This is a genomic window from Brevibacillus gelatini (genome assembly GCF_003710935.1).
Classification (GTDB): domain Bacteria; phylum Bacillota; class Bacilli; order Brevibacillales; family Brevibacillaceae; genus Brevibacillus; species Brevibacillus gelatini.
Genome location: NZ_RHHS01000028.1, coordinates 38,535 through 52,767, shown reverse-complemented (window position 1 = coordinate 52,767; position 14,233 = coordinate 38,535). Strand labels below are relative to the sequence as shown.

The 14,233-nt window shown below is 46.7% G+C and carries 16 protein-coding genes; all 16 read right to left on the bottom strand.

What is annotated here, in order from left to right:
* Positions 1-2: 2 nt before the first annotated feature.
* The 16 genes from EDM57_RS12270 to EDM57_RS12185 all read right to left on the bottom strand — a co-directional run bounded on the left by EDM57_RS12270 (position 3) and on the right by EDM57_RS12185 (position 14,209).
* Entirely contained in the window at positions 3-1,535 is a 1,533-nt protein-coding gene (locus EDM57_RS12270; RefSeq protein ID WP_122905040.1) for an SAVED domain-containing protein, read from the bottom strand.
* A gap of 217 nt (positions 1,536-1,752) precedes the next feature.
* On the bottom strand, positions 1,753-2,256 hold the full coding sequence (locus tag EDM57_RS12265) for a hypothetical protein (protein WP_122905039.1): 504 nt from the start codon (positions 2,254-2,256) through the stop codon (positions 1,753-1,755).
* Positions 2,253-2,987, bottom strand: a complete 735-nt coding sequence (locus EDM57_RS12260; RefSeq protein ID WP_122905038.1) for a hypothetical protein — start codon at positions 2,985-2,987, stop codon at positions 2,253-2,255. Before EDM57_RS12260 ends, EDM57_RS12265 begins: the two co-directional genes overlap by 4 nt.
* Before the next feature lie 607 nt (positions 2,988-3,594).
* The gene (locus tag EDM57_RS12255; RefSeq protein WP_122905037.1) at positions 3,595-4,164 is read right to left on the bottom strand and encodes a hypothetical protein; all 570 of its coding nucleotides are present in this window, start codon (positions 4,162-4,164) and stop codon (positions 3,595-3,597) included.
* 159 nt (positions 4,165-4,323) lie between these two features.
* Positions 4,324-5,787 (bottom strand): cell division protein FtsZ, encoded by a 1,464-nt coding sequence (locus tag EDM57_RS12250; protein ID WP_122905036.1) that lies wholly within the window; start codon positions 5,785-5,787, stop codon positions 4,324-4,326.
* 285 nt (positions 5,788-6,072) lie between these two features.
* A complete protein-coding gene (locus tag EDM57_RS12240) occupies positions 6,073-6,336 on the bottom strand; it encodes a helix-turn-helix transcriptional regulator (RefSeq protein WP_122905034.1) in 264 nt (87 codons plus the stop codon).
* 2 nt (positions 6,337-6,338) lie between these two features.
* Positions 6,339-7,157: a putative bifunctional diguanylate cyclase/phosphodiesterase gene (locus EDM57_RS12235; RefSeq protein ID WP_122905033.1), complete on the bottom strand. Its 819-nt coding sequence runs from the start codon at positions 7,155-7,157 to the stop codon at positions 6,339-6,341.
* 16 nt (positions 7,158-7,173) lie between these two features.
* Positions 7,174-7,578, bottom strand: coding sequence for a prepilin peptidase (locus tag EDM57_RS12230; RefSeq protein WP_122905032.1), 405 nt, complete (start codon positions 7,576-7,578; stop codon positions 7,174-7,176).
* A gap of 4 nt (positions 7,579-7,582) precedes the next feature.
* Positions 7,583-7,984, bottom strand: a complete 402-nt coding sequence (locus EDM57_RS12225; protein ID WP_122905031.1) for a hypothetical protein — start codon at positions 7,982-7,984, stop codon at positions 7,583-7,585.
* A 270-nt stretch (positions 7,985-8,254) separates the two neighbouring features.
* Positions 8,255-8,473, bottom strand: a complete 219-nt coding sequence (locus EDM57_RS12215; RefSeq protein WP_024984543.1) for a hypothetical protein — start codon at positions 8,471-8,473, stop codon at positions 8,255-8,257.
* Between the two features lie 88 nt (positions 8,474-8,561).
* Positions 8,562-9,434 (bottom strand): type II secretion system F family protein, encoded by an 873-nt coding sequence (locus EDM57_RS12210; protein ID WP_122905029.1) that lies wholly within the window; start codon positions 9,432-9,434, stop codon positions 8,562-8,564.
* A 3-nt stretch (positions 9,435-9,437) separates the two neighbouring features.
* Positions 9,438-10,295, bottom strand: a complete 858-nt coding sequence (locus EDM57_RS12205) for a type II secretion system F family protein (protein WP_122905028.1) — start codon at positions 10,293-10,295, stop codon at positions 9,438-9,440.
* Positions 10,296-10,305: 10 nt separating this feature from the next.
* Positions 10,306-11,697 carry a TadA family conjugal transfer-associated ATPase gene (locus EDM57_RS12200; RefSeq protein WP_024984546.1) on the bottom strand — a complete coding sequence of 464 codons (1,392 nt, stop codon included), beginning with the start codon at positions 11,695-11,697 and terminating at the stop codon, positions 10,306-10,308.
* 12 nt (positions 11,698-11,709) lie between these two features.
* Positions 11,710-12,909 (bottom strand): CpaE/TadZ family protein, encoded by a 1,200-nt coding sequence (locus EDM57_RS12195; protein WP_122905027.1) that lies wholly within the window; start codon positions 12,907-12,909, stop codon positions 11,710-11,712.
* Positions 12,906-13,718: an RcpC/CpaB family pilus assembly protein gene (locus EDM57_RS12190; protein ID WP_170163435.1), complete on the bottom strand. Its 813-nt coding sequence runs from the start codon at positions 13,716-13,718 to the stop codon at positions 12,906-12,908. The genes EDM57_RS12195 and EDM57_RS12190 overlap by 4 nt, the downstream gene beginning before the upstream one ends.
* A gap of 77 nt (positions 13,719-13,795) precedes the next feature.
* Positions 13,796-14,209: a hypothetical protein gene (locus EDM57_RS12185; RefSeq protein WP_148039108.1), complete on the bottom strand. Its 414-nt coding sequence runs from the start codon at positions 14,207-14,209 to the stop codon at positions 13,796-13,798.
* Positions 14,210-14,233 lie beyond the last annotated feature (24 nt).

Genomic DNA, 14,233 nt, shown 5'->3' with positions numbered 1-14,233 from the left:
TTTTATTTTGGAAAAGTAATTCCTGGCTGGTACTTCCCAGGCATTTGAGTATCGAAATCATATTCATATATCGTACACTTTCCGAAAGATTTCGCAAGTTTACCGATAAAGAACAATAGTGCGTTCGGACCAGCGTAAAATATATGCAAATGACCTGTTCGTTCATGTATGTTTCTTGATTTCACTTTCGCTGTTATCCGGTCGGCAAGGAACAATGCATGATTTGCATCTTGAATAGCAAATGCACTTGGACCACCTTCTACCAAACATGTAATAATACGACCAACGGGAAGATTGGCCTGATTTATATAAACCAACACATCTTCAGTTATGTCATGTTTGACGCCTATGGCAATTGCTACGTCGTGCCCTTTCCCAGATAGCGTTGTTTCGGCATACTCCCAATCTGGATAGACCTTTTGCTGATTTTGTTCGTCCGGGCGCCATATTTGTTTTCCGCCTCTGAATACTTTTTGAACCGGCGCTACATCAACACCTGAACTAACGTTTAAATGGTACCCAGCAGCAAAAGCAATACTGGCATGGGCATCCAGGTGAAGATTATACTGTTTTCCCCGAACAAATGACCTTTTAATAAATTCTTCTATTTCCGAAGCGATGTTTTGCCAACTATAACCCTCTTTCAAATAACGTCCTTCAAAATATTTTTCCAACGGCAGCATATTTTCCGTTTCGTCTTCCATGTTCTCTGCCCACCTGTAGAAACTTCTTATTCCTACTTCAATTGCTGAAGTGCTACTAGCCGTTACTCCTCTCCATAGCCCCTCTCTTTTACAACATTCCAATAGTTCTTGCTTTTGGAATAAGACTTTTCCTTTTTTAAAAAGATTTTGAATAAGATTCACATAAGTATGTGTATTTACCGCTTCATTTATTGGTTGGAGACCGACAGCAAGAAGGCGATCATTCAATCGCTCGGTTAGTTGGACCATCGTTCCTGAGCCTAGAATGAGTCGCAAAGATGCGAGTACTTCTAGTAATTCCTGATCACTAGCTAACCCCATGTGTTCTCGCCAAACTGCTCTAATTTTACCCATCTGGCTCGCGTCTGTTTTTCCCTCCATTAACTTACTGAGGCGAAGTGCTCCACCCGTGTTACTAATAAGGATACGCAGGGGATCAGTCGGATTAATTATCCATGGGGTTACTAAATGAAACCGACAATTTTTCCCTTGTTGCTTCATGAGTTGGTACGCGTTCTTTAATTTTTGCAAAAAGGACACGGAGGTGGCATTGATGAAGGCAGGATCGCATAGACTTTGCCAAGTAATCGTTCCTTCCTGTGCTACATGATACTTGATCTGATAGAAATCCATATGTAATGGATTACCCTGCTCATCTATAGAAGGTGGATCATAGATGACCACGACGTCATCAAAAGATTTTGCTAAATCATATTCATAGCCAACCGAATTAACCCGAGTGTGCTCTTGAAATAAGCGGCAAGCCATTAGCCAAAAGTATAGTGCTTGATAATCATCACCTTGCATGCGTGCTACGACTGAATTGCTCATAATGCCCCCGATTTCTCTGTCTTCTTATCGATCTTTTCATTTTTTATATGTTCTCTTCTATTATAACTGAGGTATCCAGTAATATCCAATGGTTGCAGATTAACTGACACATTAATTCATAGAGGAAAATAGCTAGTCTCAGGTCCTAAATTGGTTTAAGTTTAATAAGCATTTCCGAGATTCAACTTCTCCCCCGATAATGCATCAACTCATCCCCTTATTCCCCACCTGGACGAAATGGTTCGCTTGTGATCTCGCTTGTACGATCTACCCCCAGCTGGAATTCGATTAGCTCCCAATCTTGGCCCATGGCCTTCTTTACCGAGCGGGTCAACGTCCCCATGGACGACGTTACCCATTTGGGAAGGGCAACCGCAAAGCGGTGACACATCTTGATGCCGACCACGGCATATAAGACGGTCACCGCTAACGTAATCAACAACCAGTTCATCGCCCCATCCCCGTTCCAATACTCCAAGGCTACCTGGTACAAGGCGAGACGGACTTCATCTCCCTTCCATCCCATAAGAATCCAATAGGCCGCGCCCATCCACCAGCCGGAATACGTCTCCTGTTTTTTCCATACCCACAGAGTTATCCCCAGTATCCACAGAATCCCCAACCAAAGCAAGAGAGGAATCCAGGTCATCGGAAGGGTGTTCGCGAGAACAAAACCTGCTACGACGATGACGAGAAACGATACTCTACCTTCACCCGTCATAAGGCCCCCTCCGCTTTCCAGACGTTCCCCCCTGCTGCTCTCATGGCTGCTTCCCATCCTGCACCAAGGCTCAAAATGGCAATTCCTTCATCGTAGGGAAGAACGTACTCCCAATAATCAGGAAGGCCCCACTGTTCCATGCACCACCCATTTCGACTGAGAACGATCACGCCGTCCACGACACCTCGTACCCGACGGGATTCTTCTTTCGCCCGGTAGATCGGCAATCTCCCTCCCTGCGGTTCGATCACGAACAAGCCATACTTTTGCTCTTCCCAAATGAGGATGCCGCCAATACGAGATTGCTCTCGATCTTGGCGGCCCCAACCGACAAATTCATACTTTGGTATCCACACCCATCCTGCTTTTTCGCACGCTACCGCTACGTTCATAATCCATAGGCGGTTCCATTGCGCTACTTTACTGTCATTCCGCCATTCTTCCCATCGGCGAATCTCAATCTCCAACCGTTCCAGGCTCCACCCCTCTACATCAGCCAACACTTCCAGTCCTTTTTTCAGTAGATACCAGCAGTATCCCCTCGGCCACTCCCGGTTGTAGATTGCTCGTTTGGCAATGTAACCGCGCTCTTGTAACGTTGCGATTCGTGTATACCCGTATCTTCGGCCATCGAAAATACGTTCTCGTAACACATCTGAGGTGCAACCACGATAGGCCCATATCATCCGAAACAGCGCAATGTCATTTGACGTGATCTCTGGTGTTCTCACAAGCGTTCCCCCTTTTTCGTTGCTGTACGGCTCGCAACCGTCGAGTGCTGGGCACTCTCTCACTTGCTCGCCCGTTTCCGTTTACCGATCAACTTTCAAACAGCCAACATTCCCTCTTTCTATCCCCGTGGAATTGCAGCTCTTCCACCTGCATTTTGACCTCTCCCGGCTGCTGGTCACATGGCCAGATTAGGGGCTTCAGCCTCCGGCCTTAGCCCCTAATCCCACCGGAATTGCCCTTTGATTGCACAACCCCGACCCCCAATCTCCAAAACCCTTAGAAGGACATGGGATAAGGACACTTTTTTCATATGGAATCTGTCTTTTTACTCCTTCCCTGTAGTTAACCCCCGAAAGACAGATATGGAACCAAAGAATCTTCACGACACCCGGCATCTGAATTTTGCTTTCCTTAAATAGCACCGTTTAAACATAGGGAATCAAATGATTCTCACGAACCCCTGTTTTCACTCTCTGTATCGTATGGATTCTAATTTGAATCCATAGGATAGCCGCTAACGTCATATGGAAATTTCTGTAGATTTTTTTGATTCAATACGAAAGAGCGCTTTGATTCCATACGTATGCCACCGCTGTTTTTCGGGTTTTACACCGCCAAGAAATCCATTAATTTTCGTCTGGGCAGCACGTACATTTCCGTGTGGGGGTGATCGACGTTTGGTTCATAGTCAAACAAAAGAGACACCCGACTTTTGTTGTCGTCGGGGATGAAATAGGCGTTTACCAACGCATCGATCATCCACTTGTACACGTGGTTGTCCAGGTCAATGAGAAGATTGGCGGGATAATGGTTCCGAATCCAGACCGCCACGGGCTCCTGGAAGTAGTAACTTCCCACTCCATCCCTCGTATTAAAACCATCCCAAGCCTTCCTGCGGTCCGGCTGCCAGAATGCTCGCAAGGCTTCTTCTGTTCCTACCAACCACTCCTGCTTGATCTGTTCTCGCAACCCTGGTGCGTGGTTCTTCAATCGACTGAACACAGGAGCCAATTCCGGATAGACCAACCGAAAACAATGGTCTTCCAATGGTTCCAACACCGGTTGAAAAGAGCATGGATTTTCCACAGGATTCCTTTCTTTCATCCATTCCTTTAGCTGATACTGCGCTTGCAGGAGAAGTTCATAGGCTTGTTCCACCCCTGTACGTTCCCACATAAAACCACCTTATCAATAAATTGGGCAGAGAATACCGTCACCATCCGTTGGGATACTATCGGCATACATACCGTTCACCCTAAAATGCTGTATTCTCGGCTCTCTGTTGCAATTGGTATAGGATACCGACAGTATCCGTAGGGATACCGTTGTATGCTATTACTGGTTTTCATGCAGACGAATCTTCCGCAGCGCATCGAAACGGTTTCCTGGTCGTTGGCCAAAGCGGTTCGGCTGCTCCTCTTTCTTCTCCTTCTGATTCTCATCGTCTTTGGTGACGGCTGACTGTGATCGACTGAACACTGACTGAAATCCTCCCCCAAAACCACCCCCTCCGAATTTGTTCGTTTTCGGCTGATAGGGGTTGAACGTTGACTGTTTCACATTTTTGATAGCGGCAGACACATCAACATCCAGTTCCGATTCTTGTTGAACCTGCTCTTGTTTTTCCTTGATCTGTTGAAGTTCTGTCGCCAGCTCGGCGAAACGGCTTGGCATCCCCATCCCAGCAAAAAAAGTGTAGATGACCGCGTAATTTTCATTCCAGATCGGGTCGCCAAACTTACCTCTCATTTGCGTAATCGGATTGTAGTCACTGATCACTTTCTTGATCGTCCGTTCCGTGATGACATCCTTGAAAAAGTCCGCATTGGACGGTCGCAAAATAAAACCGCCGTACATCGTCGCCGTTTGGTACTGGTGCCCGCAAGCAAAGTATCCCTTCTCGATACTCGATCTCATCTTTGTTTCCAGTTTTTCGATGGTAAAATCCGGTTCCAACCGCGCTTTCGCTATCGTAAGAAGCTTGCCGGAGAGCTGCATCAGCTTGATGAAGTCTGAAGGGTCATAGGTTACGTTGTCGCTTCCAAAATTGGCAGGGATGAGATTGGCTTCGTGGATGGTACTAATGACCGCATTATTCCCCTCGTCTTTCCAGGACAGGTTCGTATGTTGGAGTGTCCGCGATCCCTTCTTCAATTCAAAATCATGGTAAATCTTTTTGTTGTCGGTTAAAATCACGCTGGCTAATGGCTTTGTGTCAGAGTATTCAAATAAATCTTCCTGTATCTTGAGAAAATCCTGAATCTCCTTTAACAGCAGCAAGGCATTTGCGATTTCATCAGGATCGTCAATCGGCAGCGAAATGAGTAAGGTGATCGGAACAGGAAAGAATCCTTCCTTGATCAAATTGAGGGTTAAAGAGCCCCAACCGGTTCCCACCCCACCCCCAGCGCCAAGTGAAATGATCAGATGCTCCACATTTGCAAATTTCTTTTCCATGGCAGCAGCCAACTGGCTTCTCAATTCATTCGCCTTGGGATTCAACGTCGGATCGAATAACTCGACCACAAGAGAAGGAGTACGGGCAGCTCCTTTCATTCCGTCAAAGTGAATGCGATCCTTTTCCGGGATGTTTTTCAGGTGAATCATATCCGCCTGGGCAAAGTTGATTGCCAACGTTGGGTAACATTGTGTCCCATCCGCAAAGCGATAACCAGCAAAGATATCCGCATCCTTGTTCCCCTTTTGACCGGCGCCTATCACACCAAATCGCAAGGACACATCTTGGATGAGGCCGTTGCTTGTCATGAACTCCAATTCCTTACTGTTCATCAGACTCATGGTATCCCCCCTCGTTTGAAGTCAGCAACAAATAATCTACAAACGTTTGTCCTTCCTCGGAGAGTGAGTAGAGCGTTTCTCGTCTTGGTGTCCTCAACATGAGAAGTCCTGAAAAATACAACGCTTCAACACAAGCATGGACGACTGTTTTGCTGTATCTGCTCGTGTCAATGATCGATTGTTTATTGATCTCTCCACTCTCTCCGATAATGCAAAGAACTTCCTTCATGGGTTCAGTCAAACGGGCAGAGAACAAAGCATAGTGTTTCGACTCGTACAATCGGGTCATAGTTTCACCATTCCTTTAACTGTCTCCATTTCTTTTAGAAGCCAAAATGGTAACTCTCGCTTGTACATAATGTTTAGCTTTCTCAGCACGGTCTGGCTATGTTTTTCCGCTGTATAAGGAGAAACCTCCAAATGAACCGCAACTTGCGGGATGGAGTATCCTTGCAGCAGCATGGCCAGCACTTTTGATTCTTGAGGAGTTAGGCCATATTTTTCGGAAACTCCGTTCATCAATTTGTCTAGCAACTGGTTTTCTGTCATCGTCAACACCTCCTTAATCCAGAATGCACATCGGCTTGTAAGAATTGTTCAAACTGATCAGCCGGCAGCGGTTTACTGAACAAAAAGCCCTGCATGACAAAACAATCTTTCTGCATGAGATAATTCTTCTGTTCTTCCGATTCAACTCCCTCGGCTACAAGCTGCAGATTCAATTCGTGAGCGAGACGAATGATGGCTGAAGTAATCGGAACTTCCTGCTGGCTGTTTTCCACATCTTGCACAAATACTTGGTCGATTTTCAATGTGTCAACTGGAAACATGCGCAGGTAATTAAGCGAAGAGTATCCTGTACCAAAATCGTCAATCGCGATCTTTATTCCAATCCCTTTCAACCTGGCGAATGTAGAAAGGGTATGTTCTTGTCGAAGCGCAATGTTCTCCGTCAGTTCAATCTCCAAACACTCTGGGGGCAACCGAGTTTCTTGCAAAACATTCAAGATAACCGCAACAAAGTCGGCATGTTGGAAGGAATGCGGGGAAATGTTGATAGCGATTCGTATTGGCCCATAAGTATTTAGCCACCTCTTCGCCTGTCTGCAAGCAACTGTTAATACGAATCGGTCCAATTCGGCAACCAGACCATTCGATTCAGCTAGGGGAACAAAAATTCGTGGCGAAATCTCCCCTAACAATGGGTGTACCCATCGTGTGAGAGCTTCCGCTCCAATAACCTGACCTGTCCCAACGTGAACAAATGGTTGGTAAAAAATCTCAATCCCTCCCTGCTTTCCCGTTGCCAACGCTTTTCGTAATTCTTGTTCGCATATTTCTTTGGCGTGCTGGATTACCGGCAGATCCATCGACACCTCCTCCTTATTACCCTACCGAAATCGTCGGCAGCAGGATCATGAATGAAAACGTGATAAACGGTGCAAACGGTACATGAACCTGTTTCATCACTTTGGAAAAGATGAGCCCCGACAAAAAAGACAATAAGATCACCCCATTTACGAGCGGGAACCCAAGCGCAAATCCCAAGAAGGTAAGGAGTTTCATATCCCCTCCCCCAATGCCGTCTTGCACGAACAATGAGAGTCCCAGCAGCATGGATAACACAAAAAGACCACCAAATACGGAATGCCCCAATTGGTCATGAAAGTAATGGAACAGGAGCGCAACCACCATAGACGGATAGGTCAACCAATCCGGAATGATCCGCCATTTCCAATCCGTCCAAGCAGCGATCAGCAGGACAATGAGAGAGAACCCAATGAGTATCACGTCCTCACCTCATCCAGATTTGTGATGTAAATGTGGCCGACGCTCGTAAGGGAACTTGAGCCGTGATTCCGATGATCTTCAAAGACTGAAATGTGTAGGTGGACGAAACGGCAATCACGCCTTCCTCCCCTTTTGCTAATGGACCAGCTGTAACCGTCAAATCCCATTCAGCAGGGTCCAGTCCGGCATCAGCAAACCGCTGTTGCAAATAGGGGATAGTACCATCCAACAGCCCGCCATGCTCCCCCATCTTTTGAGCCGTGTCATTGATACAAACCTGAGCATTAAGCCATTTTCCTCCCCATTGAACAAAATCACCCATAAGGATGAAGAACGGAAAAATCAGGGAGAAGATGATCAAATACTCAATACTGATAAACCCATTTTGATTTCGTAGTTTTTTCATTGGAGGATCACGCTCCGAAATTCATGTACTTTCCCGGCATGTCGTACACTGGTGGTATAGTCGGAAAAATACGAGTTGATCCAAGGTAAGGCCATGGAGGCCAAACCAAAGATCATCACTGCAGAGACCACCAAAATCACTTTCTTTTCCATCAAGACCGTACCCGATTCATCAAGGCACCACTGGCAGAGAAACCTTCGCATTCGCACCCTCTCCTTTCGGAATTGATTTCATAAATAGAAAAACCGGGCATTTCTGCCCGGCCTCCTTTTACCAGCTTACTTCTTCGTTTATTTGGCTGTTGTTTTTGATGTTGTCGGATGTTTGGCTCCAATAGTCTTTTAAGAACGTATAGCCAAGGGAACTGAATCCAAAAACACCTACGACAATGACGACCAACAGAATTTTCTTTTCCATCAGCACCGTACCACGATCGTTGCGGAGCGGTTTAAACAGGACTTTTCCTTTTTGAATCATTTTTTTCCACATCGTAATCCTCTCCTACATATTTTTTTGGCTTGATTTCTTAGAGATTGCATCTACTCCATAGGGGGATCTCTCAAACTGCTCGCCCCCCTTAAAAGGCAGGTCCTTTGGACAGCATACTCACCAAATACAACGCCATCAGCGTGGCAATAAACAGGATACCGTCCAAGGCAATGATCATATTCATCGCCTTGACCTTGGCAGGACGTACTTGCTTTTCGCGCTCCATGAGTTTTTTGTCCAACTCCCGAAACGTCGATTCCATTTGCCCCAAGATTTCCTGACCATCTTTACCGGGCCCTACTGTCATGTATTGAGAAAGAGCTGTACTGAATTCAATCAATTCCGGCACCTTTGTACTTCTGGCAAATTTTTGAACTGCCTCCTGCGGTGACAGAAACTCCAAGTCTTGTTTGAGTACTTCCGCATACGCTCTCAGCCCACTACCTGTTCCGTGTTCGCAAGCAATTCGCAGCGCATCTGCTGGGGTCTTTTGCCCCTTGAGCAAGAGTCTGACCGTCAATGCAAAGTTGGGCGTTTCCTTTCGTATCTCTTCCCGCAATTTCTTCGCTTTGTTTTTTAGCTCTCTCCTCGGCTCGAAGAAAAAGTATACGGCTAAAAGCATACCCAGAACGAGTATGAACCAAGATTTCACGAACAAGTGAACAATAAAAAACAGCAACAACACACCGACCATGTACACAAATTGTTCAACGACAATCTGCTCAGGTGTCTTCCTCGAATCAGCATCCAGTAGTTCTTGCTCAATCGCAGCTCTGGTTCGCCGCAAGTACTTGTTGGTCAGAGGAAAAAGAAACTCGAATGACCGGTGCCATGTTTGATCGGGTTTGACTTCCTCCAAAAGGATCGATGCCCGATAGGTTGACGAGGGCTGAAACAGGTAAAACAGGATTAGAAAAAGGAGGAAGGCCAGTAACCCTCCCCCAAAAACGAGAAAGATCAACGATCACACCTCTTTTCGGATAATGAAATAACTCACGACGGGGACAAAAAGAGCAATCCCCAGATACACGGTTAACAAGCATTGGCCTACCAAACTATTTGTGTACACTGCAAATATTTCTGGCTGAAAGAACCGGAAAAATGCCACTGCAGCAATGAACAAATAGGACAGCCAACGATTCTCTCGAACAGCACTTAGCATGGCATTGGCCAGCTCCATTCTTGCCAATCGCTTGGTTTGAAAGAAGGCACCCGCAACCAATACGCCTTCGGCTGCGCTGTCGCCAACCGATTGACTGATCTCGGCCATCTTCACAAACAAGTTCATTTCGGGTACTTTGAGCCGTTCCATCATCTCCTGTAGGGCTTCCCCAATCAAAACATCACTGCTGTGGAGCTGGTACACACGCATGAACTCGCTTTTCAACGGCTCGTCCAGGCCCGGAATCGTGGTCTCCAATGCACGTTTCCAGTTTTTTTGAATGCGAAAAGCGGCGCCCAAATTTTGAAGCGCCGGTCCCAACTGCTCTTTTGCCAGATCCCGAATATGGCGTTCTTTATTTAAGTAAAACATCTTGATTGAGAAGTAATTGGCGACCAAAACGAGTATTGGAATAAATGGGTTGAGAAAAAGAAAAGACAAGCCAACTCCGATTCCGAAAGCAAGTCCCCACCATATGACTTGTTTCTGAACCGAAACCCCCAGCCTTTCTCCCTCGGCAAAAAAACTATTGCGCTCTCTTTTTGTTGGCTTGTGCAGTTCAATCCACTTGATCGTCTCTCTTTTCCCGGACTCAAACCATAGCAAGAGAAGGAAGCAAAATAACGTGGCTCCCACAGCTAACAAAATCGCCATGCTCATCGTTGCCACCTCATCCAGCGGGTTGGAGATACTTTTCGTATCTCGTTCTTGGAATTTCTGCATGTTGGAACATTTTGACCAGACGTTCAGAAATGGGGTTGCTGCGAACAAACTTTTTATGATCCCAGTCATACTCGAAGATCGGGTTGAGGATCAATTCTCCGTCTTTGTCAACGCCAACAATCTCCACGATTTCAAACACGCGGCGGCGGTCATCTTCAGCAAAATGCTTCTGCATCATGATAATGTTAAGCGACTTGGATAACAGCCGATTGGCGTCCTGTTTGGCCATAAACCGTGCCAAAAGCATACTAATCCGTTCTGCCAATTCTGAAGCACTGAGGCCATGCATGGTAAACCACAACGGGTGCCCAATCAAGGCAGCCTCAATCGCCGCCAAGAGATCCTTCTCTTTGCGAATCTCCCCGATGATCAACCGCTTTGGTGTCTGACGCAAACTGGTAACGACCAACTTTTGGATCACAATGTCCAACGACTCATCTTCCATGATCCGACACTCTTCCGAAATAAAGTGATAGCCTTCCTCATAGGGATACAACTTTTCCAATCGCATTTCGGCGGTGTCTTCAATGACAACGACTCGTTCGCCTTTTTTGATGAAGCCTGCCATCAGCTTAAAGGTTGTGGTTTTTCCGGACCCGGTACTCCCGCCCATGCAAATGGAGCAGCCCCCTTGAACAATTAGTTTGATAAACTCAAACATCTCGGGCGACGCTGTTCCTTTTTCCAAAAATTCCGTTTCCGTCAACGTGATCGGAGGAAACTTTCGGATGGTCAAGATGGGCCCTTTCATTTGACTGATGGGTTGCCATACCACATTTACCCTGCATTCACCGATCCGCGCATCCACAATCGGATTCTTATCCGATACTGACTTCCCGCAAGAATTCAGGATTTTGGTGACGATGATGGTCTCCAGGTGCTTCTGATTGTCAAATTGAATCAGATCCCCTGCTGGGCGGTCTTTTCCGTTTTGCTTTACCCACGGCTGATCGTACCCGTTAATCATGATCTCCGTGATGGAGTTGTCCTCCAACGCATCATCCAGCGGCCCCAATGAAAAAATGTCTTTCCAAATTCGGAGAACGACATCGTCAATGCTCATGCCGGCCACAAACTTCCGTTCGATCTGCAGGTAGTTGCGGATAGTCCGCTCTACCTCCGGCTTTCGTTTTTTATTGAACAGCGCATCCTGGACAAGTTTGTTATGTTCGTTCATGAGAAAGTTTCGCACTTCATTTCGCACCAATTCGTAGTCGGAACTGGTGTGTTCCACACTTTGTTCTTCGTCTGGCCGAGAAGACTTCGTAGCAGCCTGCTGGCTTTGCAGTTGTTGCAGGTTTACCCGTCCTCTATTTAACAGGATTTTTTCATTTTGCATCGCTGACCCTCCTCACACGGTTTTTTCTCGAAACAGGGAAAATTGTGAAAGAAAGCTGACACGCCCTGTCTTTTTTGAACCGGCTTCCCGTCTTTTCGCTTCCTTCTCTAGTCCCAATAACCCCTCTGCTATTTCACCGATGGCTGACTCAAATGACTTTCCACCGAGCAAGTTTAATTTGTGAATCTCGGTAATCATCTGCGGATCATACGGAACAGTATAGGTGACGCTGCGCTGCAGGAACTCCTCGAATACGTCAATGTCCATCTTTTCAGGAAGCTTGTTGAGAATCACCTGTGCACCGTCCGTTGGAACACCGGTGTTCTCCAGCAGTTTGATTCGTTGTGGAAACAGCCGAACTGTAGATGGACTGGTATCTGTTACAAAGACACGTTGATCGCAAGCCCTGAGTATAGCCAAGTGTAACGGCTCATCCGGGTCGCTTCCCATGGAAAAAATGATGTTTTCAAAGAATGGTTTGGCACCTTCCACGATTTTTTTCATGTAGTCGGTAATCTCGTTGAGGTCCGTCCCCAAGGTTGGAAAATACTCGAACCCAAGGTCTGCCGACGGAGACAGCACGTACAACAAATCCGGCAGCTTCTTGAAGTGTTCCGCCAGTTGTTTGGAGACTTGCCCCATCTTGGACTTATGCAAAAAGTAGGGTTCCATATTGGGCCGTTCCTTGCTTTGAAGTGCCTCCAACAGTCCTTCCAATGTGTATCGCGAATCTTTATACCCGATCAGATACGGAGCCTTGGGAAATCGGATGTCCATGTCGATGTACAGCGTTTTCTTCCCATTCATGGCCGAATAAAAAGACAAGGCCCGGGCAATCGAACCAGCTCCTACTCCCGGTTGGATTCCAAAAAACCCGACCGTTCGCTTCACGTTCAAATGGGCAATGTGCTGCTTCTGCTCTTGGGTTTGATTGGAAGACTGAATCCAGGCGTAAATTTGCTCCCATCTCACTTCCCCTCCTTTCAAAATGGAGATCGAGGGAGACAAGTTGACGGGAGGATCGTACGCCAAATAGAGAACAGGAACCCCTTGGCTCGCGAGCGTATTCGCCACTTCGCCGGTCGGGTCTGTGGTATCTGACAGAATGACAGGTGATTGTGCATCTCCAAGATCATAGCGTTCTTCGCACACAATCCCATAAGCGCGTGCGAGCAGAGTAATCTGCTCATAGCTGCTTGCGTTGATAATCATCGGTCATCCCCCTTTGTAGTTTCATGAACCTGAAACGTGTTACTCAATTCCGCCATCATCCATTCCCGCATACCCTTGACTGACCAAAGCCCGTTATCCGTAGCTGATGTTGTTTTGCCATAGTCCTTGTAACTCACTCCGGCTACTTGAATGGTTCCGAGTTTTTCAGCAAGTTGAATCAAGGCGATCTGTTCATTCTTGACTGCGAGAAGAATCGTTTGCGGCACAACATTTGCCCCGATGGTCACCGGTTGCTGCTCATCACTGCTGTTTCGGGTAACAGTATCTGTCGTTGGCCGTGACTTTTGAGAGCTGGTCGCATACGTCCCGATCACCCTTACTTTTTCCAGGAACGGACCAATTACTGGCTTTTTGTCCTCTTTAGCCACGGCTGACAGCCACAGGTCAATGTAACTGCCTTCCGTAATCTGGGCTGCTAAGGAAGAGCGCAAATTGGTGTTGATCGCAATCATCTTCTCCCCTTCGTTGAGGAGCATTGCCGCTCCATCTTTCATTTCCTCCGCCGTCAATACCTTGCCGACGTACAAATAGCTGTTCGGAGGCACCGTATAGTTGGTGGCTGTAAACTTGTTCAGGACGTCTTCCGGTTTTCGGAACACATTTGGCGGAACAATCTTCGCTGGGTGCATACTCACCTTGATCACCCCATCGTCAAACATCTTTTGGGTAATCATGGTGCGGGGAGGAATCTCTTGTGAGACAGTCAATACCGGAACCAATGCATTTTGTCGTTTTTCATACTCTGTATATCCGAAGTAAACACCCCCTCCAACCAAAGCAGTAAGCATAAGAAGGATGACAATCCTCACTGTTCTTTGCATAAGAAAAAGGCGCTTGAAGCGCGCCCATTCACCACCTTTTCTGTTTACTCATAGTTTTTTACGTCGTACTTCGATTCGATGAGCTCTGTTGTCTGCACCGGGACGTTTACCAATATGTTATTCTCCTTCATCAGCTTGAGAAGAGAGCTGCTGTAGTCAGCATCTATGGCAAGAGAAAGAAGCGCGGGTGAAGTTTGTGCACTCATCCGCACATGTAGTTCTTTCGCGCCCACATTCAGGTTGTTTTGAAGTACCTGGCTTATGGTATCCTCCAACCCCTCCCGCATCAGATAAGGAGGATCACCTACTCGAAGAGCGGCCCAGTCCTGATGTTTGATAATGGCCTGCCGTGCCGCCGCAATCGCCGCACTTCGAAAGTCTTCCTTTCCGAATACAACGATGGTTACGTCTTGAAAGTACGCAATCACAAAAGCCAAGCAAATAAAAAAGGCTACCATCTTGGGTATCCCAGTCAAAGTGAT

Excerpts from the sequence above, each read along its gene's own strand:
- EDM57_RS12240 (WP_122905034.1), bottom strand. The coding sequence starts at position 6,336 with ATGACAGAAAACCAGTTGCTAGACAAATTGATGAACGGAGTTTCCGAA.
- EDM57_RS12200 (WP_024984546.1), bottom strand. The coding sequence starts at position 11,697 with ATGCAAAATGAAAAAATCCTGTTAAATAGAGGACGGGTAAACCTGCAA.
- EDM57_RS12205 (WP_122905028.1), bottom strand. The coding sequence starts at position 10,295 with ATGAGCATGGCGATTTTGTTAGCTGTGGGAGCCACGTTATTTTGCTTC.
- EDM57_RS12185 (WP_148039108.1), bottom strand. The coding sequence starts at position 14,209 with ATGGTAGCCTTTTTTATTTGCTTGGCTTTTGTGATTGCGTACTTTCAA.
- EDM57_RS12195 (WP_122905027.1), bottom strand. The coding sequence starts at position 12,909 with ATGATTATCAACGCAAGCAGCTATGAGCAGATTACTCTGCTCGCACGC.
- EDM57_RS12215 (WP_024984543.1), bottom strand. The coding sequence starts at position 8,473 with ATGTGGAAAAAAATGATTCAAAAAGGAAAAGTCCTGTTTAAACCGCTC.
- EDM57_RS12250 (WP_122905036.1), bottom strand. The coding sequence starts at position 5,787 with ATGAGTCTGATGAACAGTAAGGAATTGGAGTTCATGACAAGCAACGGC.
- EDM57_RS12235 (WP_122905033.1), bottom strand. The coding sequence starts at position 7,157 with ATGGATCTGCCGGTAATCCAGCACGCCAAAGAAATATGCGAACAAGAA.
- EDM57_RS12265 (WP_122905039.1), bottom strand. The coding sequence starts at position 2,256 with ATGACGGGTGAAGGTAGAGTATCGTTTCTCGTCATCGTCGTAGCAGGT.
- EDM57_RS12255 (WP_122905037.1), bottom strand. The coding sequence starts at position 4,164 with ATGTGGGAACGTACAGGGGTGGAACAAGCCTATGAACTTCTCCTGCAA.
- EDM57_RS12190 (WP_170163435.1), bottom strand. The coding sequence starts at position 13,718 with ATGCTTACTGCTTTGGTTGGAGGGGGTGTTTACTTCGGATATACAGAG.
- EDM57_RS12270 (WP_122905040.1), bottom strand. The coding sequence starts at position 1,535 with ATGAGCAATTCAGTCGTAGCACGCATGCAAGGTGATGATTATCAAGCA.
- EDM57_RS12225 (WP_122905031.1), bottom strand. The coding sequence starts at position 7,984 with ATGAAAAAACTACGAAATCAAAATGGGTTTATCAGTATTGAGTATTTG.